The sequence below is a fragment of the Mycobacterium sp. MUNTM1 genome, from assembly GCF_054660795.1.
Genome location: NZ_BAAGDE010000021.1, coordinates 67,027 through 92,702, shown reverse-complemented (window position 1 = coordinate 92,702; position 25,676 = coordinate 67,027). Strand labels below are relative to the sequence as shown.

Genomic DNA, 25,676 nt, shown 5'->3' with positions numbered 1-25,676 from the left:
GACACCAGGATCCGCAAGCTCTCGCCCGAGGTGCGCCGGTGCGCCGCCCTGGCGGTCGAGCTCGTCAGCCGGCCGAGGGCGCGGTTTGAAAGACCAGGCGCGGACCGTGCTGGGGATCCCCGATGCTGATCCCCAGGCCGTCGCGGATCTCGACCGTCGGCATCCGCGGTCCCCCGGCGAAGATGCCGCGGCGGCTGAGATCGATGGCCACCCAGTGAGTCCCCGTGAACCGCAGGATCACATCCACCCGGGGGGCCGGCGGCGGTTGCGGGGGATTGCCCAGGTGCGCCAGCGGAATGTCACAACCCGGGCCGTAGCCCACGAGCACGTCGCGGCCCGGCGTGAAGACATACCGCGTCGGTCCGGCCCACACGGTCAGCGAGGCCGGAACGGCCGAAGCCTCGGTCGGCATGCCCGCCACCTTTCGTCACCGGTCAGCTCGATTTGTCTCGCCTTCAGGACTGGCCCGCCCGCAGGCGTCGGTCGCCGCGCTCGTTTAAGTGTCTACCCCTGCCCGAGCTTCAACCGCCAGCGTCGCGCCGCTCACAGTGGGTTGCGGCGGCCCGCAAGGGAGGTGGCAGGCGAGGCGCTGTCGAGCAGCCCGCGCAGCACGTCGACGGCTTGCATCAGCACCTGCCGGTCCGCGTCGTCGAGCAGCGCCAATTGCGGTTCGATCGCGGCGGCGCGGTCGGCCCGGACCGCGTTGAGCGTGCGCCGGCCCTCGGCCGTGATGCGGATTCGGACCGCACGCGCGTCCCCCGGGTCGACCATCCGGGTGACCAGGCCCGCCTCCTCGAGGCGGCGCACCTGCGTCGTCATCGTCGGTTGCGAACAGTGGTCGACGGCGGCCAGGTCACCGATGCGGGCTTCGCCGTGAGCTTCGATGGTGGCCAGCAGCCTGGCCTGCGCGGCCGGCAAGGGCATCTGGATGCGCTGGGTGGCCATGCGGTTGAGCCGAGCGACCACGGCGAGCAAGTCGGCTCCCAGTCCCTGCGCTCCCTCGAGCTTTGCGGCATCGACGACGTTGTCCATGTCTCCATGGTTGCATAGCTTTGCTAAGCGAGGCCAAAAATGGCGACGCGTGCCGCGCAAAACCCATCTTCAGCGCGCGCCCCCGCTAACGGCTGGCAGAATCGCCCAAGTGACCTTGCTGCGTTTCCGGCGATCGAAGGAAGGGGCGCTGCGGCCGAATGAGTTGGCACAGGCCGCGGTCATGGGGGCCCTCTGCGCGGCGATCGAGATCCTGGCCGCGGTAATCCCATTCGCGCAGGGGCTCGGCGTGCTGGGCACCGTGCCGATGGGACTGCTGGCGTACCGCTACCGCCCGCGAGCGCTGATGGCCGCGACGGTGGCCGGTGGGGTGATCGCCTTTTTGATCGCCGGGCTGGGCAGCCTGTTCATGCTGATCGACTGCGCGTGGGTCGGCGGATTGTGCGGCATCGTCAAACGCAAAGGTCGCGGCTTGCCGACCGTCGCGCTGTTGTCGCTGGCCGCCGGCGTCCTCTGGGGCGCCGGCTGGGTCGCGGTCCTGGCGGTCCTGACCCGGCTGCGGCACTTGTTCTTCGACGTCATCACCGCCAACGCCAACGGCGTCGCGGCGTTTCTGAATTGGGTCCACCTGCAGGGCGTGGGCGTGGGGCTGAAGCGCTACGTCGCCGACGGGATACAGCACTGGCCGTTGCTGATCTTCCCCTACATGGTCCTGTTGGTCGTCATCGTTGCGTTCATCAGCTGGTCGGCGCTGTCCCGCCTGCTGGAGCGGATGCGCAAAATCCCGGACGTCCACAAGCTGGACACCGCCGATGATGAGCAGGCGCAAGGGATTCCGGTGGGGCCGGTGCCGGTGCGGTTGGACAAGGTGCGGTTCCGGTACCCCGGCGCCGAGCGGGACGCGCTGCGCGAGGTCAGTCTCGATGTGCAGGCCGGCGAACACATCGCGATCACCGGCGCTAACGGTTCGGGTAAGACGACCTTGATGCTGATCCTGGCCGGCCGGGCACCGACGGCGGGCAGCGTCGAACGCCCGGGAACGGTGGGGCTCGGCGAGATGGGCGGCACGGCAATCGTGTTGCAGCACCCCAAAAGCCAGGTCCTGGGCACCCGGGTCGCCGACGACGTGGTGTGGGGATTGCCCCCGGACGCCGAGATCGACGTCAATCAACTGCTGCACGAGGTCGGCCTCGAAGGGCTGGCCGAACGCGACACCGGAAGCTTGTCCGGCGGGGAACTGCAGCGCCTCGCGCTCGCGGCCGCGCTGGCGCGGGACCCGGCGCTGCTCATCGCCGACGAGGTCACCACCATGGTCGACCAGCAGGGGCGAGATGCCTTGCTGGGCGTGCTCTCCGGCCTCGCGAAGCGACACCAGACGGCGTTGGTGCACATCACCCATTACGACAACGAGGCCGCGTCCGCCGATCGCATCATCAAACTCAGCGATTCGCCGGACAACACGGTGACGAGCGACGCCGCGACCGCGCCGGCCCAGACCACCGCCGCCGGTCACAGCTCGCGGACGCCGGTGCTGGAACTCATCGAGGTCAGCCACGAATACGCCAGCGGCACACCGTGGTCCAAGGTCGCCCTGCGCGACATCAGCTTTGCGGTGGAGCAAGGCGACGGAGTGTTGATCCACGGCGGCAACGGCTCGGGCAAGTCGACGTTGGCGTGGATCATGGCCGGCCTGACGACCCCGACCGCCGGCACCTGCCTGATCGACGGCGAGCCCACCCACGAGCGCGTGGGCGACGTCGCGCTGTCGTTCCAGTCCGCCCGGCTGCAGTTGATGCGCGATCACGTCGACGCCGAAGTCGCATCGGCAGCGGGCTTTTCGCACCTCGACACCGATCGCGTGGCCGAGGCGCTGATGTCGGTCGGGCTGGATCCGGCGATGGGCAAGCGCCGCATCGATCAACTCAGCGGCGGCCAGATGCGCCGCGTGGTGCTGGCCGGGCTGCTGGCGCGCTCCCCGCGAGCGTTGGTTCTCGACGAGCCGCTGGCCGGATTGGACATCGGCAGCCAGCGCGGCCTGCTGCGGCTGCTGGAGAACCTGCGCAAGGAACGAGGCCTGACGGTCGTGGTGATCTCCCACGACATCGTCGGGCTCGAGGAGCTCTGTCCGCGAGCGCTGTTCCTGCGCGACGGCGTGCTGGAAACGGCGTCGACCGCGGCGGGGGGTATGTCGTGAGCGCACCCGCGGATACCAAGCCGGCACCGAGCCGCACCCGGCGCACGCATCGTCCGGTGGTGCTGTTGGTGCCGGTGCCCGGCACGTCGAAGATCCACGAGTTGTGGGCCGGCACCAAACTGCTGGTGGTGCTGGGCGTTTCGATACTGCTGACGTTCTACCCGGGCTGGGCGACCGTCGGGCTGATGTTGGCCTTGCTGATCAGCGCGGCCCGGCTCGCCCATATACCCCGCGGCGCGTTGCCCTCGCCGCGGCGCTGGATATGGATCGCCCTGGCGGTGGGCGCCATAACCGCGGCGCTCGGTGCCGGCAGTCCGGTGATCGAGATAGCCGGAGTGCATATCGGGCTGGGCGGAACGCTGCACTTCGTGCGGGTCACCGCGCTGTCGATCGTGTTGATCGGGCTCGGTGCGATGCTGTCGTGGACCACCAATGTCGCCGAAATGGGGCCGGCGCTGGCGGCTTTGGGCCGACCCCTGCGGTGGCTGCGGATCCCGAGCGACGAATGGGCCGTCGCCCTGGCGCTCGCGCTGCGCGCCTTCCCGATGTTGATCGAAGAGTTCCAGGTGCTCTACGCCGCCCGGCGGCTGCGCCCCAACCAGGAACCGCGGAACCGCAGGGCGCGGCGGCGCCAGCAGGCCCGCGACATGATCGATTTACTCACGGCGGCAATCGTTGTGACGCTGCGACGGGCCGACGAGATGGGTGACGCGATCACCGCCCGGGGCGGCATCGGCCAGTTGGCGGCCGCGCCGGCGCGACCGAAATTGGCGGACTGGGTGGCACTCGGCATCACCACCGCGGCCGGCGCCATCGGAGTCGTGATCGACTCGCTAGTGCAGTTCCATTAGGCAACCCGCCGTCCGGCTGCTCCGCCGGCGCTGACCGCCGAGCCTTACGGCCGCATCCGATCGATCAGGTTGGACAACACAACGATGCTCTCGCTGCGCTCGATGTCGGCACTGGACCGGATTCGTTCGAGGGCCGCCTCCAGATGCTGCATGTCGCGGGCCAGTACGTGCAGGATCGCATCGGGGGTACCGGTCACCGTCGCGGCGCTGAACACCTCGGGGATATCCACCCACGCCGCTCGCAGCTCGTCGGGCGCGATCCGGCCGTGGCAGAACACCTGCACGTAAGCCTCGGTGTTCCAGCCCAGTGCGTTGCGGTCGATGACCGTGGTGAAGCTCTTGATGACCCCGCTGTTCAGCATCCGGTCCACGCGCCGTTTCACCGCCGGCGCAGACAGATTCACCTTCTCGCCGATTTCGGCAAAGGTGGCGCGCGCATGCTCGGTCAGCTCGGCGAGGATGCGCTCGTCGGTCTCGTCCAAGCGGTCCATGGCCCGCTCCCGAGTGATAAACAACAAATCGGCAATTTCGTGACTATAGCGCAATAAATCAACCGTAGACACGCAATATGCGTGGTTTGATTAACAGCGGTGGCCTAAATATCGTTGATTCATGACGGAACAACACGTGCTAGCGCCCCGAACAGCCGGGCCGGGCACGTTCGGTCGCACCCCGAGCGCCCGTCGGTACGCGATGACGCCGCCGGCCTTTTTCGCGGTCGAGTACGCGATCAACCCCTGGATGGACATCGCCACACCAGTCGATGCCGGCCGCGCGCACGCGCAGTGGGAACGCTTGCATGACACCTATATACGGCTCGGGCACCGCGTAGACGTGATCGAGCCCGTGCCGGGGCTTCCGGACATGGTCTACGCCGCCAACGGCGGGTTCGTCGCGCACGATGTCGCGATCGTTGCCAGGTTCCGGTTCGCCGAGCGGGCCGGCGAATCGCGCGCCTACGCCAGGTGGATGTCGTCGCTGGGCTATCGGCCGATGCGCACCCGACACGTCAACGAAGGGCAAGGCGACCTGCTGAAGGTCGGCGACATCGTGTTGGCCGGCTGGGGATTTCGCACCGACCGGCGTGCGCATGCGGAAATCTCCGCGGCCCTGCGCGCGCCGGTGGTCTCGCTGGAGCTGGTGGACCCCCGCTTCTACCACCTCGACACCGCCCTGGCGGTTCTCGACGATAACACCATCGCGTACTACCCACCGGCGTTCAGCTCCGACGCCCAGGAGCGGCTGGGCGCGCTGTTCCCGGATGCCATCATCGCCGACACGGCCGACGCCTACGTGCTGGGCCTCAACGTCGTCTCGGATGGTCTGCACGTGGTACTGCCCAGCGCAGCAACGGGTTTCGCGGCACAGCTGCGCCGGGCCGGTTTCGAGCCGATTGGCGTCGATTTGTCCGAGCTGCTCAAGGGCGGCGGTTCCGTCAAGTGCTGCACCCTGGAAGTATTCCCGTGACGATCCTCGATGCGCAGACGTCGCAGAAGGTCACCGCCAACCGAATCGACTCCGCGATTCGTCTCGTGGAAAGGCGCGCGGCACACAATTATTCGCCGCTCCCGGTGGTCGCCGCAAGCGCCGAGGGCGCGTGGATCACCGACATCGACGGCCGGCGCTACCTCGATTGCCTGTCCGCCTATTCCGCGGTGAACTTCGGTCACCGCAACCCGGAGATCACCGCGACCGCACATGCCCAACTCGACACCGTGACGCTGGTCAGCCGAGCATTTCATTCCGACAAGCTCGGACCCTTCTGCGCCGCTCTTGCCTACCTGTGCGACAAGGACATGGTGCTGCCGATGAACTCGGGCGCCGAGGCCGTCGAAAGCGGCCTCAAGATCGCCCGCAAGTGGGGCGCCGACGTCAAGGGTGTGCCCGCGGATCAGGCCAACATCATCGTCGCCGACAACAACTTTCACGGCCGCACGATCAGCATCGTCAGCTTCTCCTCGGATCCCGCCGCGCGAAACGGGTTCGGGCCCTTCACGCCTGGATTCCGTTCCGTGCCGTTCGGTGACGCCGCCGCGTTGGCGCAGGCGATCGACGACAACACCGTCGCGGTGCTGCTGGAGCCCATCCAGGGCGAGGCCGGGATCATCGTCCCGCCCGACGACTACCTGCCGGCGGTCCGCGCGCTGTGCAGCGAGCACAACGTGCTGATGATCGCCGACGAGATCCAGTCGGGCCTGGCGCGCACCGGTTACACGTTCGCCTGCGACCGGTGGCGGGTGGTCCCCGACGTCTACCTGCTGGGCAAGGCGCTGGGCGGCGGAGTGGTCCCGCTGTCGGCGGTGGTGGCCGACCGCGACATCCTGGGCGTGTTGCATCCCGGCGAGCACGGCTCCACCTTCGGCGGCAACCCGCTGGCGGCCGCCATCGGCACCACGGTGGTGTCCATGCTGGCGCGCGGCGAGTTTCAGGCCCGGGCGACCGCGCTGGGCGCGCACCTGCATCGGCGGCTGCGACAGCTGATCGGCCACGGTGTCCAGGAGATACGGGGCCTGGGTTTGTGGGCGGGTGTCGACATCGACCCGGCGCTGGGCACCGGCAAGGAGATCAGCCTACGGCTGGCCGACCACGGCGTCCTGGTGAAAGAAACCCACGGTTCGACGCTGCGCTTCGCTCCGCCTTTGGTGGTCACCGCCCAGGAGATCGAGTGGGCGGTCGGCCGGCTTGCTGCGGTATTGCGGGAGGCTGCTTCATAATCAGCTGATCCGGCCACAGGAGGGGCGCTTGCCAGCCACGTCGATCAGCCTGAAAGAGCAGATGCTCCGGCGGCGCCCGGTGGTGGGCGCGCACGTCGCACCCGGGACCGCCGATCACCTCAAGCGCGGCATCGGCACGTTCCAGCTGACCATGTTCGGGGTCGGCTCCACGGTCGGCACCGGCATCTTCTTCGTCATGGCTGAGGCGGTGCCCGAGGCTGGGCCGGGAGTGATCGTCTCCTTCCTCCTCGCGGGCCTCGCCGCCGGGCTGGCGGCCGTCTGCTACGCCGAATTGGCCTCGGCGGTACCGGTTTCGGGGTCGTCGTATTCGTACGCCTACACGACGCTCGGCGAGGTGGTGGCCGTGGGCGTCGCGGCGTGTCTGCTTCTGGAATACGGGGTGGCCACCGCGGCGGTCGCGGTCAACTGGAGTGGCTACCTGAACAAGCTGCTGAGCAGCGTCCTGGGATTCCAGCTGCCGCAAGCCTTGTCGGCCGCGCCGTGGGATACCCAACCGGGGTACGTGAACGTGCCGGCGGTCCTGCTGATCGTGATGTGTGCGTTGCTGCTCATCCGCGGCGCCAGCGAGTCGGCCAGGGTCAACGCCATCATGGTGATGATCAAACTCGGCGTGTTGGTCGTCTTCGCCATCGTCGCATTCACGGCGTTCGACGCGAGCCATCTCCGTGACTTCGCGCCCTTCGGTGTTTCCGGCATCGGTTCGGCCGCCGGCACCATCTTCTTCTCCTACATCGGGCTGGATGCCGTGTCCACCGCGGGGGACGAGGTGAAGGATCCGCAGAAAACCATGCCGCGCGCCCTGATCGGCGCGCTGCTGACCGTCACCGGCGTCTACGTCCTCGTCGCGGTGGCCGCGCTGGGCACCCAGCCGTGGCAGAACTTCGCCGGCCAACAGGAAGCGGGGCTGGCCGTCATTCTCGACAACGTCACGCACGGCGGCTGGGCGGGCACGATTCTGGCTGCCGGAGCGGTGCTTTCGATCTTCAGCGTCACGCTCGTCACGATGTACGGCCTGACCCGCATTTTGTTCGCCATGGGCCGCGACGGGCTGTTGCCCGCGCGGTTCGCGACGGTGAACGCACGCACCATGACGCCGGTGAACAACACGGTGATTGTCGCGATCGTCGCCTCGGTTCTGGCCGCGTTCATCCCGCTGCAAAAGCTCGCCGACATGGTGTCGATCGGCACGCTCACCGCGTTCGTCGTGGTTTCGGTCGGGGTGATCGTGCTGCGGGTGCGCGAGCCCGACCTGCCACGGGGATTCAAGGTGCCGGGTTATCCCGTCACGCCGATCCTTTCGGTGGCGGCCTGCGGCTACATCCTGGCCAGCCTGCACTGGTACACCTGGATCGCGTTCAGCGGCTGGGTATCGATGGCGTTGGTCTTCTATTTTGTCTGGGGGCGCCACCACAGCGCGCTCAACGAGGAGGCGGCCGAGCGGTCAGCGGACGACGCCCGGTGACGGGTCCCTACTGGCGTGCCGCGGCGGTGTTGGCCGCCGTCTGAGCCCGCTGCAGGGTCGCCGCGACATCGCCACGGCCCAAGAACATTTCGTCGAAATACGGCTGCAGGGCATCATTGCCGGCGGCAAAGCCCGCGCCGCCGGGCGCCGCGATGCGCGGACCGTTCAGGACGGCGAAAAAGGGTGTGACGTCGACACCCCGCGCCGCCCAGTACCGGAAGTAGACCGGTTGGGCCGAGGTCACCGCGGGGATGGCCGCGCCGTAACGCCCCAGGTACTCGTTGCCCTGCTTGCTGCCCATCCAGGCCAGCACCTGGCGTACCGCGTCGGGGTGCTTCGTCGCCGCATTGCCCGCCGCGGCAATGCCGTTGGTGACGCTGACCCGGCCCGCCGGTCCGGTGGGCATCATCGCCACACCCCAGTGGAAGCGGGCATCGCGGGCCACCGGCGCCAGGTTGTAGGTGCCGGACTGAAAGAGCGCCATCCTGCCGGCCAGGAACTGGTTGCGGGAGAAGTCGCCGTTGTCGTTGGTGTCGGCGGCGGGCGGCGCGACGTGGTCGCGGTTGATCAGGTCGACCAGATACCGAAAGGCCGTCACGGCACCGGGGTTGTCGAACGCAAACGTGTCGCCCCGCTGGAAAACGCCTCCTGCCGATCCGATGTAGTTCAGGTAGATGCCCTGAGGGTCGTTGGCCGCGTTGTACGCCCACTGGCGTACCCGCCTCGCATCGAAAAGCGATGTGTCGCCGTGGTTTCCGTCGGCGTCGACGGTCAGCCGGCCCAGCAGGGGGCGCAATGTGTCGCCGGCGCCGGGGCTCCACCGCAAGGTGTTCAGCTGGGCGGGATCGACGCCGGCGGCGGCGAGGAGATCCGCGTTGTAGTACATCGCGATTCCCGCGTCGGTCAATTGCGGCACGCCCCACAGGGTTCCGTTGCGGGTGAACTGCTCGACGACCGGCCTCTCCCAGTCCGAGGCCGCCTTGGGCCCGAGCGCATCGCCGATGTCCAGCAGCCGGCCGCTGTCGGCATACGCCGCGAGGTAGGCGTTGGACAACCAGAAGATGTCGTCGGCGCTGCCGCCGGCCACGTCGGTGCGCAGCGTGTTGAAGTAGGTCGAGTACGCCACCAGGTTCAGGTGCACCTCGATGTCGGGATGGGCGCGGCTGAAGGCCTCGAAGGATTGCCGATAGGCCGCGCCGATTTGATCGCCCCAGATGCGCACGGTGACCACGGTCTTGCCGCCATGGGGCTGGCCGGAGTAATCCAGCAGCACCGCCGTCGCGGCCAGTAGCACCGCCACCAGCGCAACCGATCCCGCGACCAACGTGGAAAACCGGGGCCGGGTCACTTGAGTCCCGAGACGACGATCGACGCGACGATGTGGCGCTGGAAGGCCACGAACAGTGCGATCAGCGGGGCGATCGCGACGGTGGTCGCCGCCATCACCAGCGTCCACTGGGAATTGAACCGCGACTGCAGGTCGGCGGTCGCGACGGTGAGCACCCGCCACTTGTGCCCGCTGGTGATCACCAACGGCCACATGAAGTTGTTCCACTGCGAGACCACCGTGATCAGCGCCAGCGCGGCCAGGACCGGGCGACTCGACGGGATCACCACGTGCACGATCACGTCGAGGGTGTTCGCCCCGTCCAGGCGGGCGGCGCTGATGAGGTCGTTCGGGATGATCCGGAAGTGCTCGCGCAGCAAGAAGATCGCGTACGGCGAGCCGAACATGAACGGCAGCACCAACGCCCAGAACGTGTTGCGCAGGCCGAGCTGGGCCATCATCAGATACATCGGCACCACCGTGACCGTGCCCGGCACCATCAGCGTCGCGATGTACACCCAGAACAGCGCGTCACGCCCGGGGAAGTGCAGGCGCGCGAAGGCGTATCCGGCCAGCACCGAGAAGGTCAACTGCCCCACCAGGATCACCGCCGTCACCAAGGCTGTCACCGCCGCCGCGCGGCCGAACCCGGCCCCGGCCAGATCGGCGAAATTGCGCAGCGTGGGTGGGCGCGGGAGCTGCAACGGGGTGCCCGTAACGAATTGGTGCGACGAGGTGAATGCCGTCATCAATCCAAGTGCGAACGGCGCCAACGTGATCAACGCGCCCAGCGACAGCCCGGCGTAAATCAACACATTCGTGATGCGGCTAGGTGAGGTCATAGCTGATCCGTCGCCGGAAGTACAGATGCTGAACCAGGGTGACGCCGATCAAGATGACGAACAGCACCACCGCCATCACCGACGCCCGGCCGATGGATGCCGAGCCGAACGCCTCGGCATAGATGCGATGGGCCACCAGGTCGGTGCTGCCCGCCGGGCCGCCGCCGGTCAGCGCGTAGACCATGTCGAAAATTTGTGCCGTGCTGACGATCCCGGTCACCAGCACGAAGAAGGTCGTCGGCCGCAGCATCGGCATGGTGATGCGCCAGAACCGCTGCCACGCGGTGGCGCCGTCGGTGCGTGCGGCGGCGTGGATGTCGTCGGGAATGGCCAGCAGGCCCGCCAGAAACGACAACGAGACGTAGCCGACGTTGGTCCACACCACCACGGCCGACACGAGCGGCAGCGCGAAGCTGGGATCCGACAGCCACTCGATGCTGTGTCCGAGCACGGTGCTCACGGCGCCGTCTGTGGGAGCCAGGATCCAGCGCCACAGCACCGCGATGGCCAGCGGTGCGCAAATCCACGGCAGCACAAACAGGGTGCGAAACAGGTTGGTGCCGCGGAGTTGGCGCGCCAGCATGGTCGCGGCCAGCAGCCCCAACGCGGTCTGCGCCGGCACCACGATCGCCACAAAGATGACCGTGACGATCAGCGAGTTGCCGAACCCGGCATCGGTCAGCACCGACCGCCAGTTCGACAGGCCCACAAAGTGCAAAGGGCCGAGCAGATCCCATCGGCACAGGCTCAGCCAGAGCACCACCAGGATCGGCAGCAGCAGAAAGGCGAGCACGCCGAACAGACTGGGCGCCAGCAGCGCGTAGCCCAGCGCGGTGGATCGAGGTTGTTTCCTCAGCACCGCGCTGGCCATGGGGTAATTAAAGCGGGCGCCACCCGGGTTTGGGGGGACCGGCCGTTACGGTGGAACCGTGACACCGAACCGGGGGATCGATGCCGACTTCCTGGACCTGCCGCGCCACGACCTGGCCGAAGCCGCGCTCTCGGCGGCCAAGGCGGCCGGGGCGACGCACGCCGACCTGCGGGTTCATCGCATCATTACCGAGATCATCCAGCTGCGCGACGGCGAGCTGGAGACCGCGGTTATCAATCGTGAGGTCGGACTGGCGGTCCGAGTGATCGTCGACGGCACCTGGGGATTCGCCTCGCATGCGGAGCTGGTGCCCTCGGTGGCGGCCGAGACGGCGCGGCGCGCGGTCCACGTGGCCACCACGTTGGCGACGCTGAGCAGCGAGCGCGTCGAGCTGGCGCCCGAACCGGTCTATACGGACGCGACCTGGGTGTCGGACTATCGGATCGACCCGTTCGACATCTCGACCACCGACAAGATCGCCGTGCTGGAGGATTACTCCGGGCGGCTGCTGAGCGCCGACGGCATCAACCACGTGTCGGCGCTCCTCACCGCCGTCAAGGAGCAGACGTTCTACGCCGACACTTTCGGATCCTCGATCACCCAGCAGCGGGTGCGGGTGCTGCCCTCGCTGGAAGCGGTGACGGTCGATCCGGCGGCGGGCAGCTTCGATTCGATGCGCACGCTGGCGCCACCGATGGGGCGGGGCTGGGAGGTGTTGGCCGGCGACGAGGTGTGGAACTGGACCGACGAGCTGGCGCAGCTGCCGTCATTGCTGGCCGAGAAGATCAAGGCGCCCACCGTCGTTGCGGGTCGCCAAGACCTGGTGATAGATCCGACCAACCTGTGGCTGACAATCCATGAATCAATCGGGCACGCAACAGAATACGACCGTGCGATCGGCTATGAGGCGGCCTATGCCGGCACGTCGTTCGCGACGCCGGACAAGCTGGGCACCATGCGGTACGGGTCCCCGGTGATGACGGTGACCGCCGACCGCACCGTTGAATTCGGCTTGGCCACCATCGGTTACGACGACGAGGGCGTGGCTGCGCAAAGCTGGGATCTGGTGCGCGACGGCATCTTCACCGGCTACCAGCTCGACCGGGTATTCGCGCGACGCCTGGGGCAGCCTCGCTCCAACGGATGCTCGTATGCCGACTCGCCGCACCATGTGCCGATCCAGCGGATGGCCAATGTGTCGCTGCAGCCGGCGCCCGACGACATCAGCACCGACGACCTGATCGGCCGGGTCGAGGACGGCATCTACATCGTCGGCGACAAGTCATGGTCAATCGACATGCAGCGGTACAACTTCCAATTCACCGGCCAGCGATTCTTCCGGATCCGCGACGGCCGGCTGGACGGTCAGCTGCGTGACGTCGCCTATCAGGCCACCACGACCGAGTTCTGGAATTCGATGGAGGCCGTGGGGGGAGCGTCGACTTGGCGCCTGGGCGGCGCGTTCAACTGCGGCAAGGCCCAGCCCGGTCAGATCGCCGCGGTCAGCCACGGCAGCCCGTCGGCGTTGTTCCGTGGCGTCAACGTGCTCAACACCCGCACCGAGGGCGGCCGATGATCCGCAACAGCGACGATGCAGCGCGCAGCGATGAGGAGGAGCGGCGCTGATGATCACTGCGCAGCATGTCGTCAACATCGTGCTCGATGAGGCGGCCAAGCTCGGCCGCGCCGACGAGACCATGGTGCTGGTCACCGACAAGGTCGAGGCCACGCTGCGGTGGGCGGGCAATTCGATGACCACCAACGGGGTTTCGGTGAGCCGCAGCGTGACGGTGATCTCGGTGGTGCGCCGCGGGTCCGGCGCGCGCATCGGCACAGTGGTGTCCGCCGAGGCCGATCCGCGGGTGCTGCCCGGGCTGGTGGCCACATCGCAGGAGGCGGCCGGCGCGGCGCCGGAGGCCGGCGATGCCGCGCCGCTGCTGAGCGATGCCGGGGTGCCCGTCGATTGGGACGCGCCAGTGCCCGGCACTGGGCCGCTGATCTTCTCCGACGTCGCCGACTCGCTGACCCGCGGCTTCCGCGGCGAAGACCGGCTGTATGGCTTTGCCCACCATAGTGTTTCGACGACCTTCTTGGCATCGTCGACCGGATTGCGGCGACGTTTCACCCAGCCCGCCGGGGCGGTAGAGATCAACGCCAAACGCGGCGACGCCAGCGCCTGGGCCGGCGTCGGGACACCCGACTTCGTCGATGTGCCAACCGATTCGTTGCTAGAGCAGCTGTCGACGCGGCTGGGCTGGGCACAACGCAGCGTGGAATTACCGGCGGGACGCTACGAGACGATCATGCCGCCGTCGACGGTGGCCGACATGATGATCTACATGGCGTGGTCGATGGCCGGCCGCGGCGCACAGGAGGGCCGGACCGCATTCTCGGCCCCCGGTGGGGGAACCCGGGTGGGGGAGCGGCTCACCGAGCTGCCGCTGACGCTCTATTCCGATCCGATGGCACCCGGCCTGGCCTGCACGCCGTTCGTCGCGGTCAGCAGTTCCTCGGAAACGGTGTCGGTGTTCGACAACGGTGCGGAGATCAATCAGGTGGAGTGGATCCGCGACGGGGTGATCAACGCGCTGGCCTACCCGCGAGCCACGGCCGCCAAATACGACGTCGACGTCGCGGTGGCCGCCGACAACCTGGTGATGACCGGCGGGACGGCCAGTCAGGACGACATGATCGCGGCCACCGAGCGCGGCCTGCTGCTGACCACGCTGTGGTACATCCGCGTCGTCGACCCGACCACCTTGTTGTTCACCGGGCTGACCCGCGACGGTGTCTATCTCATCGAGGACGGCCAGGTGACCGCGGCAGTCAACAACTTCCGGTTCAACGAAAGTCCGCTGGACCTGCTACGGCGGGCTACCGAAGCCGGCGTCAGTGAAAAGACCCTGCCCCGCGAATGGGGTGACTGGGCCACCCGCGCCGCGATGCCGTCGCTGCGCATACCCGACTTCCACATGTCCTCGGTGAGCCAGGCCCAGTAACTCATTGCCGCCGGGCAGCGCGCGTTCTAGCGTGTGACGAATGGCGGCTCCGGTTTCTGTTCGAGAAGACCAGCTCACCCGGTTGGTGTCGTTGACTCCGGGCGACGGCCGGCTGGCGGCGCTGGTTCGCAAGGTATGCGCGCAGACGATGTCGCTGCCGCCGTTGCCCGCGAGCGTCGAGGTCGGCGAGCCTGAATCGGAAGCCGAGGCCGCGGTCGCCGAATTCGCCGAACAGTTCAGCGCCGACGTCTCGTCGGTCACCGCCGAGCAGCGGTCGCGGTTGTGGAAGCAGCTAGGGGACCGCAGCTTTGGCGTCGTCGTGCAGATGTTCATCGCCGACTTCGTCCCGCGGGTGCGGGCCGGACTGGAAGCGCTCGGCGTCGGCGCGCAATACCTCGGCTGGGTCGGTCAACCGATTGCCTGGGATCACACCACCGATCCGTCGGCTCCGGTGTTCAACGACTTTTTAATCGCGGTGGCGCGAATGCGTGCGCTCGACCCCGTGACCTCCGAACTGGTTCGGCTGCGCGGGGCGGCCCAGCACAACTGCCGGTTGTGCAACTCGCTCCGCGAGGGCAACGCGCTCGATGCCGGCGGTTCGGAAACGCTGTACGAGGAGATCGCGCACTTCGAATCGTCGAGTTTGCTCGACGACCGCGCCAAAGCAGCGCTGCGCTATGCCGATGCGTTAATTTGGACCCCTGCGCACCTCGTCGCCGACGATGTCGCCGAGGTGCGCTCCCGGTTCTCCGAGGCGGAGGCCGTGGAGCTCACCTTCGACATCATGCGAAATGCCAGCAATAAAGTCGCGGTGTCTTTGGACGCCGACGCGCCGCGCGTCGAGTCCGGCACCGAGCGGTACCTGCTCGACGCCGACGGTCAGACGGTATTCAGCTGACGTTTGCCCACGCGCGTTCGCTAGCGCTGGGCCGGACCGGTCTTAGCTGACGGCGCGCGAGGGGTAAGTCGTGGCTGGCCACAGGTGTTGTGGCGCCGCGTGGTTGAGGGCTCGGCCGCCGGCTCGTCCGGCGGCGAGGGCACGAAATGTTAACCATTCGTACACTGCTGCGCAAGCGTCCGTTTCCGCTGTGTGTGGGGGTCATTCGCTACTTTTAGCGCGGTCACTGAGACTTATGTGAACAAATATGTGACGGTAACGAGATGGCAGCGTGGCCCGAGCCGGATGGCCATGGATCGTGCGTCAATCGCCCGCGGTCCGGATGGCTTTCCCGGTCAGTTTGTTTGCAGGATTTCTAGCTTGGGTTGCGCCGGACGCGGCAGCGTTCCCGCGCAGAGGGAGGTTCGAAATGACAAGCACCCGTACACGCTCACGCGTGCGAGTGTCATCGGCGTGGGCCGCCGGTGTTGCGCTGGGCGCCTCGATGCTCGGCGGCGCCGTGCTGTCGGCTCCGCTCGCCTCGGCCACGTGCAGTTTGAGTCCGGCCGACGACCAGTACATCAACCTGCTCGCGCAGAACAAGATGGTGCACAACGCCGACTACAGCGATTGCCACGAGGCCGCCGAGGGCCGTTGGTTCGCCGACCAGGTTCGTTCCAACCCCAACCCGTTCGGCGAGGGCCAAGAGTTGGTCAACATGATCACGAACACCACGCCGTTGACTCAGGCGCAGGCCGAGTGGGAGGTCGAGTCGGCGATTTTCGTCTACGCGCCCGACATGATTCCCAAGATCAAAGACCAGGCCGCGAAGGCAGACTGGCCAGCGGCGTAGCGAGAACCATTGGGGTGCAGCGGGTTTAGCGCGCTCCGAACGTAACCGGCCGTGAGGGCGTTGCCATCCGGCCGTTTTCGTGTTGGTAGGGCAGCTAACTCGAATCTACGGCAACCACGCCCTTGATGGCGACGTCAGAGAGGCGACGCCGCATTGCCCGTATGGGAACCGCCGCTGTTACCGCTTTGTACCCGAATAGTTTCTCGCACAGTAATTTCAGGTAAGTGCTGTTCACGCGTTGTTTGTCGGAATCGTCGTTTGCCGCGCTTAGCGCCGGTGGTACCCGAACTCTGCTGCGAAAGGGAAGGTAGCAAATCTCTCGAAAAGGGGGTTCGGAGAAGTGGGAACGACACGATCGCGCACGCAGGTCCTGACGGCGGGAGTCGCCGGCCTTGCGCTGGGCGCCGCGATGGTCGGTGGCGCTGTGGTGTCGGCGCCGCAGGCGTCGGCGGCGTGCAATATGAGCCCAGCCGACGACCAGTACATCAATCTGCTGGCGCAAAACAAGATGGTGCACAACGCCGATTTCAACGATTGCAGCGAGGCCGCCGAGGGGCGGTGGTTCGCCGATCAGGTTCGGTCCAACCCCAATCCGTACGGAGAGGGCCAGGAGCTGATCAACATGATCACTCGCACCACGTCCATGACCCAAGCCCAGGCCGAGTGGGAGGTCGAGTCGGCGATTTTCGTCTACGCGCCAGAGATGATCCCCAAGATCAAGGGTCAAGCCGGGCAGCCGGGGCCGGCGCCTGCGTGATCTCAAGGGCATAGAGGCGGTGGGCGCTCCCGGTCTGGGGCGCCCATCGTGCATGTCGGCTCGGGTCGAGGCGGCGGCCCCCGCCCGACGTACCCTGACTGTCGTCTTCGGCTACGGTTTCCTACGGACAACCCTGTCGGGGGCGGTAGCTCAGTTGGTTAGAGCCGCGGACTCATAATCCGTTGGTCGCGGGTTCGAGCCCCGCCCGCCCCACTTCAGAGGCTATTTTTGGATCAGTCGCGCCGAGATCCATCGTTTATTCATCGTTTATGGTGCGGTTGAGCAGCTCTGCGACCTCTGTGTGGATGCTGCCACGGCTCATATACCGGTCCTGCGTCATCGAAACCTTGGCGTGGCCGAGCTGGTCGGCCCCGATCCGAGGCGAGAGTCCTTCGTCGTCGATCAAGGTCGCTACCGCCTTGCGGAAGCTGTAGGGCTTGGCATCGGGCACGCCGAGATCGCCCCGCACCTGACGCCACTGCTTACGGAAGTTATTCGGGTCGCGCCAAGTCCCGGCGGTTGATGGGAAGATCATCGCCTGCTCGCCCAGGTACGGTCGCGAGTGGCGGACGGTCAGCGTGTCGATGGCAAACGTGGGTAGCTTGATAGTCCGCGCACCCGCGGTCGTTTTGGGCGCGTCTTTCCACTGCATTCCCTCGCCCGGCACTCGGATCACAGCGCCGGCGACCGTGACCGTCCCGGCCTCCGCGTCGAAGTCAGTCCACCGCAGGCCGAACAACTCGCTCGGTCGTAAGCCCGTGGCAATGAACACCGTGATCGGGTCGACGAGGTCACGCTCCCGGCAATGCTCGGAGGCTCGTAGCTCGCCCAGCAGCTCACGTAGTTGGTCGCCGGTGAGGGCGGTAGCTCCTTTCGGCTGCGCCTTGGACCGAATTGCCTGGACATCACGGATCGGGTTTGCGTTAAGCACGCTGGCCATCACCGCGAGGTGCAGAGCGCCCTTGAGAATGGTTTTGGCTTGCCGTGCCATCGTCGGGCCGTGCGCAGTCCGCATCGACCGGATAGCAGCGTCAACGCGTGCAGGCGTCGCCTCGCTCACGCGCACGCCTCCGATGAACTTGTTGAGTTTCCCGGCCGCGAACTTGTAAGTGGATATGGTGACGGGGGAGCGACCATCCTCGGCCAACCGGTCCAGGTGTCGCTCGACAAGCGCGCTGACCGGTGTGTCGAGTGTGATCTCATCGGCAACGGTGGGCGGTCGCCGGTTCTTCAAAGATTCGATGAGGATGTCTTCGGCCAGTTTGCCGCGTTGGTCAAACTCGTCTGCGGGGCCGCGTCTCTCTACGATCCGTGTGACGCCATCTGTGTCGCGGTATCGGCATCGTGCCAGCCAAATGCCATTGCTGAGCTTCGTGCGACTTACCTTGCCGTGCTGCCCGATCCGTAGCGGAGGTCTACCTGCCACGGCTACCCTTCCCCTTGCGCGGTGGCGAATTGCTGGTTCTCCCATGCGATGACATCGCTGAGCCGATAGCGGGCGTGGCGACCGAACCGCGCATACTTTGGTCCTGTGCCCTTTGTGGCCCATTCGGCTGGCGTCTTGTACGGCACGCCAAGACGCTCAGCAAGATCCTTCCGGCTGAGCCATACCACCTCTGATGTGTTCGTCATGCGTCCTAGTCAATACCAATGACTTCGCCGTCGAACGGAAAAGTTTCGTTCCGTTCGACGCCCTAACGATCGACCTAGTCTTTCGGCGATGGTCACAAACGACAGCCACTGCAGATTTGACTGAAACGCGACAACCCGTAAGCCGTTCTTCAAGAAGGGTTCTCGCGCACTCACGTCGATTTGGGCTGATCGCGGCAAGATAGGAGGAGGGATCGATGATCCACCTGGCTCGAAACGCATACGGCGACGACGGCGAAGATTCTGGTTCGAGGAGCGAACTCGCACACATTCCAGCACCACCAGGAGCGGCTTGGATCGGTGAATGGCACTTGTTCGAGGGAAGCTGCGGCCACCAGTATTGGCTCCGGCATTTCGGATGCCAAAGGTGGACAGTTGGAACAAGCTCAATTGATCCCGTCGAGGTCGAGCTTTCCGGTTGTCAGTTCGAGGGCGGGGCAGTGGAGATGTGGGTCTGCCTCGAAAGTGCTCTCAACCTGCACGCGGATGAGGCGCTTATGCTGGCGACAACACTGTCTCGTGCCGCAGATGAACTGCAACGCATCCAAGGCGGCAGCCGATGAGCGGGCGGTGTTGCACCGGGAAGCAGATCAAGTGGCGTCGGTGGTACACGGGTCAAAGCACGGGGTCTAAGCATTGGGAATGGATGGCGGGCTGCCGCTCTCATGAGTCCGCAACGATGAGAGCTGTAGGACTGGCATGAGCGTGGTGGTTGGCGGGATCACCGCAGCAGAACTCGATGGCATCGACATTCCGGCGCTGTCCTGGACGGTGCCGGGTCTGCTTCCTGAAGGGTTCGGAATCCTCGCGGCGGCACCAAAGATCGGCAAATCCTGGCTGGTATTGAGTCTCGGCCTGGCGGTCGCCGCAGGTACGTCGTTCCTTGGCGTACCGGTGGAGCAGCGGCCTGTGCTGTACCTTGCGCTGGAGGACAGCCATCGACGGCTACGGGAGCGCCAGCGCCGCATCCTTGATGAGGAGCCTGCGCCTCAGGCGTTGGTTTTGCGGACCGATCCATTGGACGCTTCGGAGGCGGCAAAGCAGTTCGCGACGGACCACGCGGGGACGAATCCGGTAATCATGATCGACACCCTTGGCTGTATCAGACCGGCGCGTAAGCGTGGGGCCGAGCTCTACCGCGAAGACTACGAGTTCGGTCGCTCCTTGAAGTTGATCGCCGATTTAGGTGCTACTGTCCTGGGCGTTCACCACACCCGCAAGGGTGAAAGCGAAGACTTCCTAGAGTTGGCATCGGGTACCAACGGGTTGATGGGTGCCGCTGACTTTGTGATGGTGCTGACGCGTGAGCGCACTGAGAGCAACGCTGTGTTGAGGGTGACTGGTCGTGATGTGGTTGAAGCGGGCTACAACCTCCGCTTCGATGATGGCGTCTGGACTTCAAACGGCACAGATCTCAGCGACGCTGCGGAGCAGGCGCAAGGGCCACGGTTAGGCGAGAAGATGACAAGCCTTCTGGCGCTGGTCAACTCACGACAGACCACTACCCCGGCAGACGTTTCGCGGCAACTCGGCATCGACAGCGATACCGCTGGCAAGTATCTTCGTCGGTTGGCTGATGACTACGGACTGATCACACGGATCGACCGAGGGCGTTACTCGCCAAAATTGCTGTCCGACTGTCCGATTCCCGTATCAGCACAGGTCCCGGGCTAGAAGTTAACAGACATTGATGACGTAAGTGACTGTCCGGATGTCCGATTCGTAGACCTACGGACAAACGGACAAGCCCCGGACCTTCGGGCGGACAACGGAATGCGGGATTGACCTGCCAGGATGGTCGAAACGGACAAAAGGACACCTAGCTTGCTGGGACCAGCATACGCAGTTGTCGCATGAGGGCTTCGGATATCTTACGTAAACCTATAACACCAGCGAAATCTACTGCTAGACAACATTATTCGTGCATGCAATACTTATCTGGCCGGTAGGGCACCGGTCGTCGACCGACGCGTTGCAAGGGGCGAACCATGAGCCAGGTAGTAGTTTCCTCTCAAACAATGACTGCGCGTCCAACAATCAGGGCACTCATCATCCAGCCTGACAACACCTACGAGATCCGTGAGATCGACCAGAACCTGAGCGGCTTCCAAGAGCTGGTCGGCGGAGAGTACGTTGAGCCATACGTCACGGACCACTGCATCCTCTGGGTTGATGAAGAGAGCAAGCCCAAAGGTCTCCCGATGAACGAGCTGGCCACCTACCTCTGGTGGAACCTCGACCCAGACATGGAAAGCCGCGACGTGCTGCAGGGGCCGATATTCGTCACTGGCGTCTCCAACGAGGCCATGGAATCAGACCCAGTCTCCGACGCCGTTATCGACCTCTTCGAACGCATGGAGCGCATCTACCGCGAGACTCAGGAGGCATGATCATGAGTGACTGGCCGAGCTTACGCGAAGTCGAGATCGGCGACCTGCTGGCCGAGAGGGGCGACGTGACGGGGCAGCTCGTCAGCTTGACCCAGCAGTACATTAACGCCACCAGGCCACTGCACGGCCGCTTGGCCGTCATCGAGGGCAAGCTGGACAAGACCTGCGACGCTCTTTGAGCGGCGCTGTGCCAGTTGTGCCACCCTTTTCCTTGGCATGCCTGGCACAACTCGCCGAAGACCGCGCGGAGCGGCACAGCTCATACTCCTCGGCGAAGGGCTTGCGCCGAGTGTGGTGCGGCGCAGGAGAGGCCCGGACGGTGATCACCTGGCCGCCCGGGCCTTCTTCGCATCCCTGATACCGGCGGATCGAGGCGTCCAGGGGCTTCCCGGCCTGCCAATACCGGTAGTGGGGCCGTGCTTACACATGTTCGTCTAACGTTTCTCACATGGTTTCCTGCCCGAGTGGCCCACACACTCATAGCGTCAGCGAGGTGTGCGAAATGATCGGCTGCGACAGCGAAGACTGGCTCATTGACCGAGTCCGTGACGGCACATTCCCAGCCCGAAAAATCGTGCGGCAGTTGCGCTTCACCGACGCCGACATCGACGCGATACTCACGGCTTGCGCCTATGCGACGAGGCACGGCACAGAGCCAAGCATCCCGCAGTTGACGCCACGTAGCGCCGCAATCCATAGGAACAAGCAGCGGGAGAACACAGACGATCCCCATGGGCTTGCCGCCTATGGGCTGACTCCTCGCAGCAAACGCCGCTCGTGCCAATGAACCTTGTCACGTCCAGCACGTCGGCGAATTGGAATTGTAAGCGCCGTAAAGATTTTGCTGCCAGAGAGATGGCTGTATTCGCACGGGTGTACGGCCGTGGTCGCGCAAGGGGGTACCCCCCAGGCAAACTAGGCGTCGAGAAAGATGGGAGACCACGGGGTACAGGGATGCTGGCTGTTAGAGGTCAGCGCCATCGCGCGGCGGATGCACGATCCTGACTGCGACTACGCCGCCACACCGCTGCCCCATGTGCTACTTCTCATGTATGGCACAACTGGCACAACGCGAAGCGCGATAAGCCGACGTAAGGCAACGCCCCACAGTCGGTGGGTCGGTCGTCAACGCAACTGAGGGCCAGGAGCCCTGCCTGGGTGTTATCGCCCTTGGGAAAGCCGTCGTGAGTTTGAGAGAAAGTAGGGAGCCCCGGCCACGGCACCGGGGCCGCGCACCTCGAAGTCGGCGACCTCTTGGGCGACCTCTCACGCAGACCAGGAAAGGAAGGAGAAAAAACAATCTGCGGAAAGCCCTACTGTATATGTTACAGTAGTGTGATCTAGATCACAACAAGATTGGAAGATATGGTGGACAGCGCAGCAGAAAGTGAGCACCTGCGCGAACGCCTTACTGGCAAACACGGTGCGGATGTTGACCTGATCGCATTGGCGGCGATCGGAATCACCGCACTTGCATGGCGTAACGACTGGAACCTCTACGTCGAGCAAGCACACACTGTCGTTGCTTCACGTAATCGGACGAGGATTACTGACGGCGAGATGTTCGCCGCGAACGTGGCGAACACACGGCTTGCGTTGAAGCATCTTTGGTCCTATCCCAACGTGGATTGGGAGGCGCTAGCCGACGCATTCACCGACCCCAAACGCGTCGCCGGCCGACGCACACTCGTCGACTTACTGGGCAAGACGCGACACCGCAAGTGGATGAGATGGGCCTGGAGTGCCATCGCAGTCATCGAGGTGATGATCAAAAAGTACGGGCCCGAATACGTATTACTGAACTTGGCGAGTCTTCCTACGCTGCATGCCGACTGGTGGGCTGGTCCACAGTGGCCGGATCTGGTCGATGCATTCATCAACCAGCTGCGTGAGCGTCCACCAGGAATGACCATCGCTGAACTGCGAGATGGTCTGTTGAACGCACCCGACATGATGAACCCCGAGGTCTTGGACTGGTGTGTGACAGATCAATTGATTGGCTACACCCGCGTCAAACGTGACAATTGCGCCTAACTGTTCGCGCTTCTGGCTGAGTTGGGCCTCCGTCGGAACTGAGGTCGCCTCAAGCAGTTATGGCTTCGGCAGTCCGTCGAGCACCACCATGATGGCCGATGCTAGCTGGGAGCGCGTCGGTTGTGAGATTCTGCTGGGGTGTCCGCTGATCCGGCGGCCGCTGCTCCTTCGGGGGTAGTGACGTTCTTGTTCACCGACGTGGAGGGTTCAACCCGTCGGTGGGAAGCCGACGCCGATGAGATGCGAGGGGCGCTGGCGGCCCATGACCAGGTCCTGCGAGCGGCGATTGAGGCGCACGGGGGTTGGTTGTTCAAGCACACCGGTGACGGGGTGTGCGCCGCGTTCGCCTCGCCCAGGTCAGCGGTGGATGCGGCGGTGGCCGCACAGCAGGCGCTGGAGTTGCCAGTGCGGATGGGCATCGCAACCGGCGAAGCAGAACTCCGCGAGGGCGACTACTTCGGTGCGGTGCTGAACCGGGCGGCGCGGGTGATGGCCGCCGGGCACGGCGGTCAGATCCTGTTGGCCGAGTCGACCGCAGGTCTGCTCAGCGGGGCGGACCTGGTGGATCTAGGGCCGCGACGGTTGCGGGATCTGCCGACCCCGGTCGGGGTATTCCAGGTCACCGCGCCGGGCCTGCAGACGGACTTTCCTGCATTGCGGGCAGTGGATGTGAGTCCAGGCAACCTGCGACCGGCGACCACGAGCTTCATCGGGCGTGAGTCCGAGGTCGCCGAACTGCAAGCCGCGATGAAGGCGCATCGGTTGGTGACGTTGACCGGGGTGGGTGGGGTCGGCAAGACTCGCCTGGCAGTCGAGGTCGCGTCGCGGCTGGCCGATGAATACCCCGATGGCGTTTGGTTTTTCGAGCTGGCTGCGGTCGCCGATCCTGCGGCGGTGCCCGATGCGGTCGCGTCCGTGCTGGGCATCACGCAGCAGCCGGGTAAGACCGTGAGCGAGTCGGTGGCTGCTGCCTTGGAGGGCAGAATCCGGCTTTTGGTGATCGACAACTGCGAGCATGTGCTCAACGCCGCAGCCGATCTCATCGAGGCTATCCTCGCGCAGTCGGAGACGGTGAAGATTCTGGTCACCAGCCGCGAAGGATTGGGAGTAGCCGACGAGCAACTGTGGCCGGTGCCGTCGTTGGATGTCGGTGCGGGCGTCGACTCTGCCGCAGTCAATCTGTTCGTCGAACGCGCACGCAGCGTGGCCCCCCGCTTCTCGATGGCCCCAACTGATGAGGCGGAAGCAGTGGTGCAGATCTGCGCTCGCCTTGACGGGATTCCGTTGGCCATCGAACTGGCGGCTTCACGGATGGCCTCGATGACGGCGAGCGAGGTGCGGGATCGTCTCGATCAGCGGTTCCGGCTGCTGGTCGGGTCGCGGCGTGGCCTGGAGCGCCATCACACGCTGCGTCACGCGGTGGCGTGGTCCTACGACCTGCTCGACGACACGGAACAGGCGCTGCTGCACCGGTGTTCGGTGTTCGCCGGGGGATTCGATCTGCAAAGCGCCTGCGCAGTCATGGGTTCCGATGATGACTTCGCCATCCTCGATCTGCTCGATGCCCTGGTGCGCAAGTCGCTGCTGATCGCCGACCGCTCCGCAGGGCGGACTCGATTCTCAATGTTGGAGACGATCCGCCAGTTCGCCGAGGAACAACTCGTCGCCTCTGGTGCCGCAACGAAGGTACGGACCGCCCACTCGCGGTACTTCGCCGGACGCGAAGCCGACATCATGGCCCTGTGGGACAGCCCCCGCCAGCGCGACGCCTACGAATGGTTCAGGACCGAACTGGCCAATCTGCGCACCGCGTTTCGCTGGGCCGCCGAACAGGGCGACCTCGACACCGCCGCCACCATCGCCACCTATGCAGGGTTGCTCGGAGTGTGGGTCCAAGCATTTGAGCCGATCGCCTGGGCTGAAGAGCTGGTCGAGCCTGCCCGCGCGGTCGGCCACCCGCGACTGGCGTTCCTGTACGTGATTGCGTCCATGTGCCACGCGACCGGACGGATCGAGGCGGCCGTCGGCTATGCCGATGCTGGCCAGATTGTTCTCGACAAGAGGCGCGAGGCGCTGCCGGGCGACATCGAATGCTGGCTCGGGTCTGTATACGCAGCCATCGGGCAGCCCGAGCGGTCGGCCAATTGGTGCCGCGCTCAGTTTGCACGCCGCCGTGACAGCCGCGTCCACATCCGGGCATGGCTGGTTACCGCCCTTGCACTGGCAGGTGCCATTGAGGAGGCGATGGATTGCGCGGATGGCCTCATCGAGGCCGCGGAAATAGCAGGCAACCCTTCCGTGCTCGCGTGGACGCTCAGTGCCTACAGTGCCGCTTACCGTAATGAAGATCCCGTCGGCGCGCTGGAAGCCGCGCGCCGGGGTCTGGTGATCGCTCAAGACAGCGGTGAGCGGTCCGTCGCGTCAGTCCTGGCGGTGTTTGTGGCACAACTTGAGGTCGAACACGGCGACCCGGTGTCCGCGTTCGATCACCTCACTCTTGCAATTCGCAACTACCACGATTCGGGCGATAGCAACGGGATCCGCCTCGCGCCGGCAGTCCTCGCCGTTCTCTTCGACCGGCTCGGACGCTCCGAACCAGCGGCTGTCATCGCCGGGTTCGCGCTCAGTCCCATGGCCGCAACGGGAGTCCCCGAGATCACCACCGCGATCACCCACCTCCGTGATGTGCTCGGTGAGGCGACCTATGAATCGCTGGCCCGCAAGGGTGAGGCGATGACCACCACCGAGATGGTGACCTATGCCTACGACCAAATGGACCAGGCCCGAACAGAACTCGAACATTCCTGTTGAGTTGGGTGAGTCGCGTATCCAACGCGAGAGCGG

23 protein-coding genes, 1 tRNA gene and 1 pseudogene are annotated in these 25,676 nt (G+C 65.4%); 17 read left to right on the top strand and 8 right to left on the bottom strand.

All coding sequences use genetic code 11. The features are described from left to right. Positions 1–73: 73 nt before the first annotated feature. Both ACYQ8K_RS14360 and ACYQ8K_RS14355 read right to left on the bottom strand, forming a co-directional pair. Positions 74–412, bottom strand: a pseudogene (locus tag ACYQ8K_RS14360) (FHA domain-containing protein); the annotation flags it as partial. 131 nt (positions 413–543) lie between these two features. Then, positions 544–1,032, bottom strand: coding sequence for a MarR family winged helix-turn-helix transcriptional regulator (locus tag ACYQ8K_RS14355; protein ID WP_459969965.1), 489 nt, complete (start codon positions 1,030–1,032; stop codon positions 544–546). Between the two features lie 109 nt (positions 1,033–1,141). Between ACYQ8K_RS14355 and ACYQ8K_RS14350 the strand changes: the two genes are divergently transcribed. Then, entirely contained in the window at positions 1,142–3,184 is a 2,043-nt protein-coding gene (locus tag ACYQ8K_RS14350; RefSeq protein ID WP_459969963.1) for an ABC transporter ATP-binding protein, read from the top strand. Beyond that, a complete protein-coding gene (locus ACYQ8K_RS14345) occupies positions 3,181–4,035 on the top strand; it encodes a CbiQ family ECF transporter T component (protein WP_459969961.1) in 855 nt (284 codons plus the stop codon). Before ACYQ8K_RS14350 ends, ACYQ8K_RS14345 begins: the two co-directional genes overlap by 4 nt. Positions 4,036–4,079: 44 nt before the next feature. Here ACYQ8K_RS14345 and ACYQ8K_RS14340 read toward each other — a convergent pair whose 3' ends face one another. Further along, a complete protein-coding gene (locus ACYQ8K_RS14340) occupies positions 4,080–4,526 on the bottom strand; it encodes an Lrp/AsnC family transcriptional regulator (protein ID WP_459969959.1) in 447 nt (148 codons plus the stop codon). Positions 4,527–4,647: 121 nt separating this feature from the next. Between ACYQ8K_RS14340 and ddaH the strand changes: the two genes are divergently transcribed. Genes ddaH through ACYQ8K_RS14325 form a run of 3 tightly spaced genes read left to right on the top strand, consistent with a single transcriptional unit; the run spans position 4,648 to position 8,232 of the window. Then, positions 4,648–5,502, top strand: coding sequence for a dimethylargininase (gene ddaH / locus ACYQ8K_RS14335; protein ID WP_459969957.1), 855 nt, complete (start codon positions 4,648–4,650; stop codon positions 5,500–5,502). Beyond that, positions 5,499–6,749, top strand: coding sequence for an ornithine--oxo-acid transaminase (gene rocD / locus ACYQ8K_RS14330; protein WP_459969955.1), 1,251 nt, complete (start codon positions 5,499–5,501; stop codon positions 6,747–6,749). Before ddaH ends, rocD begins: the two co-directional genes overlap by 4 nt. Before the next feature lie 28 nt (positions 6,750–6,777). After that, positions 6,778–8,232 carry an amino acid permease gene (locus ACYQ8K_RS14325; protein ID WP_459969953.1) on the top strand — a complete coding sequence of 485 codons (1,455 nt, stop codon included), beginning with the start codon at positions 6,778–6,780 and terminating at the stop codon, positions 8,230–8,232. Between the two features lie 7 nt (positions 8,233–8,239). Here the strand turns inward: ACYQ8K_RS14325 and ACYQ8K_RS14320 are convergent, their stop codons facing one another. From ACYQ8K_RS14320 to ACYQ8K_RS14310, 3 genes are read right to left on the bottom strand one after another with little or no spacing between them, the layout of a single operon-like run. Further along, the gene (locus ACYQ8K_RS14320; RefSeq protein ID WP_459969951.1) at positions 8,240–9,580 is read right to left on the bottom strand and encodes an extracellular solute-binding protein; all 1,341 of its coding nucleotides are present in this window, start codon (positions 9,578–9,580) and stop codon (positions 8,240–8,242) included. Beyond that, positions 9,577–10,401, bottom strand: coding sequence for a carbohydrate ABC transporter permease (locus ACYQ8K_RS14315; protein ID WP_459969949.1), 825 nt, complete (start codon positions 10,399–10,401; stop codon positions 9,577–9,579). The genes ACYQ8K_RS14320 and ACYQ8K_RS14315 overlap by 4 nt, the downstream gene beginning before the upstream one ends. Next, a complete protein-coding gene (locus tag ACYQ8K_RS14310) occupies positions 10,388–11,257 on the bottom strand; it encodes a carbohydrate ABC transporter permease (protein ID WP_459969974.1) in 870 nt (289 codons plus the stop codon). Before ACYQ8K_RS14310 ends, ACYQ8K_RS14315 begins: the two co-directional genes overlap by 14 nt. 73 nt (positions 11,258–11,330) lie before the next feature. On the opposite strand from ACYQ8K_RS14310, the gene ACYQ8K_RS14305 reads away from it, so the two are divergent. The 6 genes from ACYQ8K_RS14305 (at position 11,331) to ACYQ8K_RS14280 (ending at position 16,971) form a co-directional block, all read left to right on the top strand. After that, a complete protein-coding gene (locus tag ACYQ8K_RS14305; protein ID WP_459969947.1) occupies positions 11,331–12,848 on the top strand; it encodes a TldD/PmbA family protein in 1,518 nt (505 codons plus the stop codon). A 49-nt stretch (positions 12,849–12,897) separates the two neighbouring features. Beyond that, positions 12,898–14,271 (top strand): metallopeptidase TldD-related protein, encoded by a 1,374-nt coding sequence (locus ACYQ8K_RS14300; protein ID WP_459969945.1) that lies wholly within the window; start codon positions 12,898–12,900, stop codon positions 14,269–14,271. 40 nt (positions 14,272–14,311) lie between these two features. Beyond that, positions 14,312–15,169, top strand: a complete 858-nt coding sequence (locus ACYQ8K_RS14295) for a carboxymuconolactone decarboxylase family protein (protein ID WP_459969943.1) — start codon at positions 14,312–14,314, stop codon at positions 15,167–15,169. A gap of 409 nt (positions 15,170–15,578) precedes the next feature. Then, a complete protein-coding gene (locus ACYQ8K_RS14290) occupies positions 15,579–16,001 on the top strand; it encodes a hypothetical protein (RefSeq protein WP_459969941.1) in 423 nt (140 codons plus the stop codon). A gap of 409 nt (positions 16,002–16,410) precedes the next feature. Further along, a complete protein-coding gene (locus ACYQ8K_RS14285) occupies positions 16,411–16,758 on the top strand; it encodes a hypothetical protein (RefSeq protein WP_459969972.1) in 348 nt (115 codons plus the stop codon). Positions 16,759–16,897: 139 nt separating this feature from the next. Further along, positions 16,898–16,971: transfer RNA gene (locus tag ACYQ8K_RS14280), tRNA-Ile, on the top strand. Positions 16,972–17,014: 43 nt separating this feature from the next. On the opposite strand, the gene ACYQ8K_RS14275 is transcribed toward ACYQ8K_RS14280, so the two are convergent. Both ACYQ8K_RS14275 and ACYQ8K_RS14270 read right to left on the bottom strand, forming a co-directional pair. Then, on the bottom strand, positions 17,015–18,184 hold the full coding sequence (locus ACYQ8K_RS14275; RefSeq protein WP_459969939.1) for a site-specific integrase: 1,170 nt from the start codon (positions 18,182–18,184) through the stop codon (positions 17,015–17,017). A 2-nt stretch (positions 18,185–18,186) separates the two neighbouring features. Then, the gene (locus ACYQ8K_RS14270) at positions 18,187–18,390 is read right to left on the bottom strand and encodes a helix-turn-helix transcriptional regulator (protein ID WP_459969937.1); all 204 of its coding nucleotides are present in this window, start codon (positions 18,388–18,390) and stop codon (positions 18,187–18,189) included. Positions 18,391–18,605: 215 nt separating this feature from the next. Here ACYQ8K_RS14270 and ACYQ8K_RS14265 point away from each other — a divergent pair, with 215 nt between their 5' ends. From ACYQ8K_RS14265 to ACYQ8K_RS14240, 6 genes are all read left to right on the top strand, one after another. Next, the gene (locus tag ACYQ8K_RS14265; protein WP_459969935.1) at positions 18,606–18,971 is read left to right on the top strand and encodes a hypothetical protein; all 366 of its coding nucleotides are present in this window, start codon (positions 18,606–18,608) and stop codon (positions 18,969–18,971) included. Between the two features lie 136 nt (positions 18,972–19,107). Beyond that, the gene (locus ACYQ8K_RS14260) at positions 19,108–20,082 is read left to right on the top strand and encodes an AAA family ATPase (RefSeq protein ID WP_459969933.1); all 975 of its coding nucleotides are present in this window, start codon (positions 19,108–19,110) and stop codon (positions 20,080–20,082) included. A 314-nt stretch (positions 20,083–20,396) separates the two neighbouring features. After that, entirely contained in the window at positions 20,397–20,798 is a 402-nt protein-coding gene (locus ACYQ8K_RS14255; protein ID WP_459969931.1) for a DUF3846 domain-containing protein, read from the top strand. Between the two features lie 2 nt (positions 20,799–20,800). Continuing rightward, a complete protein-coding gene (locus ACYQ8K_RS14250; RefSeq protein WP_459969929.1) occupies positions 20,801–20,977 on the top strand; it encodes a hypothetical protein in 177 nt (58 codons plus the stop codon). A 1,186-nt stretch (positions 20,978–22,163) separates the two neighbouring features. Further along, entirely contained in the window at positions 22,164–22,832 is a 669-nt protein-coding gene (locus ACYQ8K_RS14245; RefSeq protein ID WP_459969927.1) for a hypothetical protein, read from the top strand. A 177-nt stretch (positions 22,833–23,009) separates the two neighbouring features. After that, complete coding sequence (locus ACYQ8K_RS14240) at positions 23,010–25,643, top strand: ATP-binding protein (RefSeq protein WP_459969970.1); 2,634 nt, start codon at positions 23,010–23,012, stop codon at positions 25,641–25,643. Positions 25,644–25,676 lie beyond the last annotated feature (33 nt).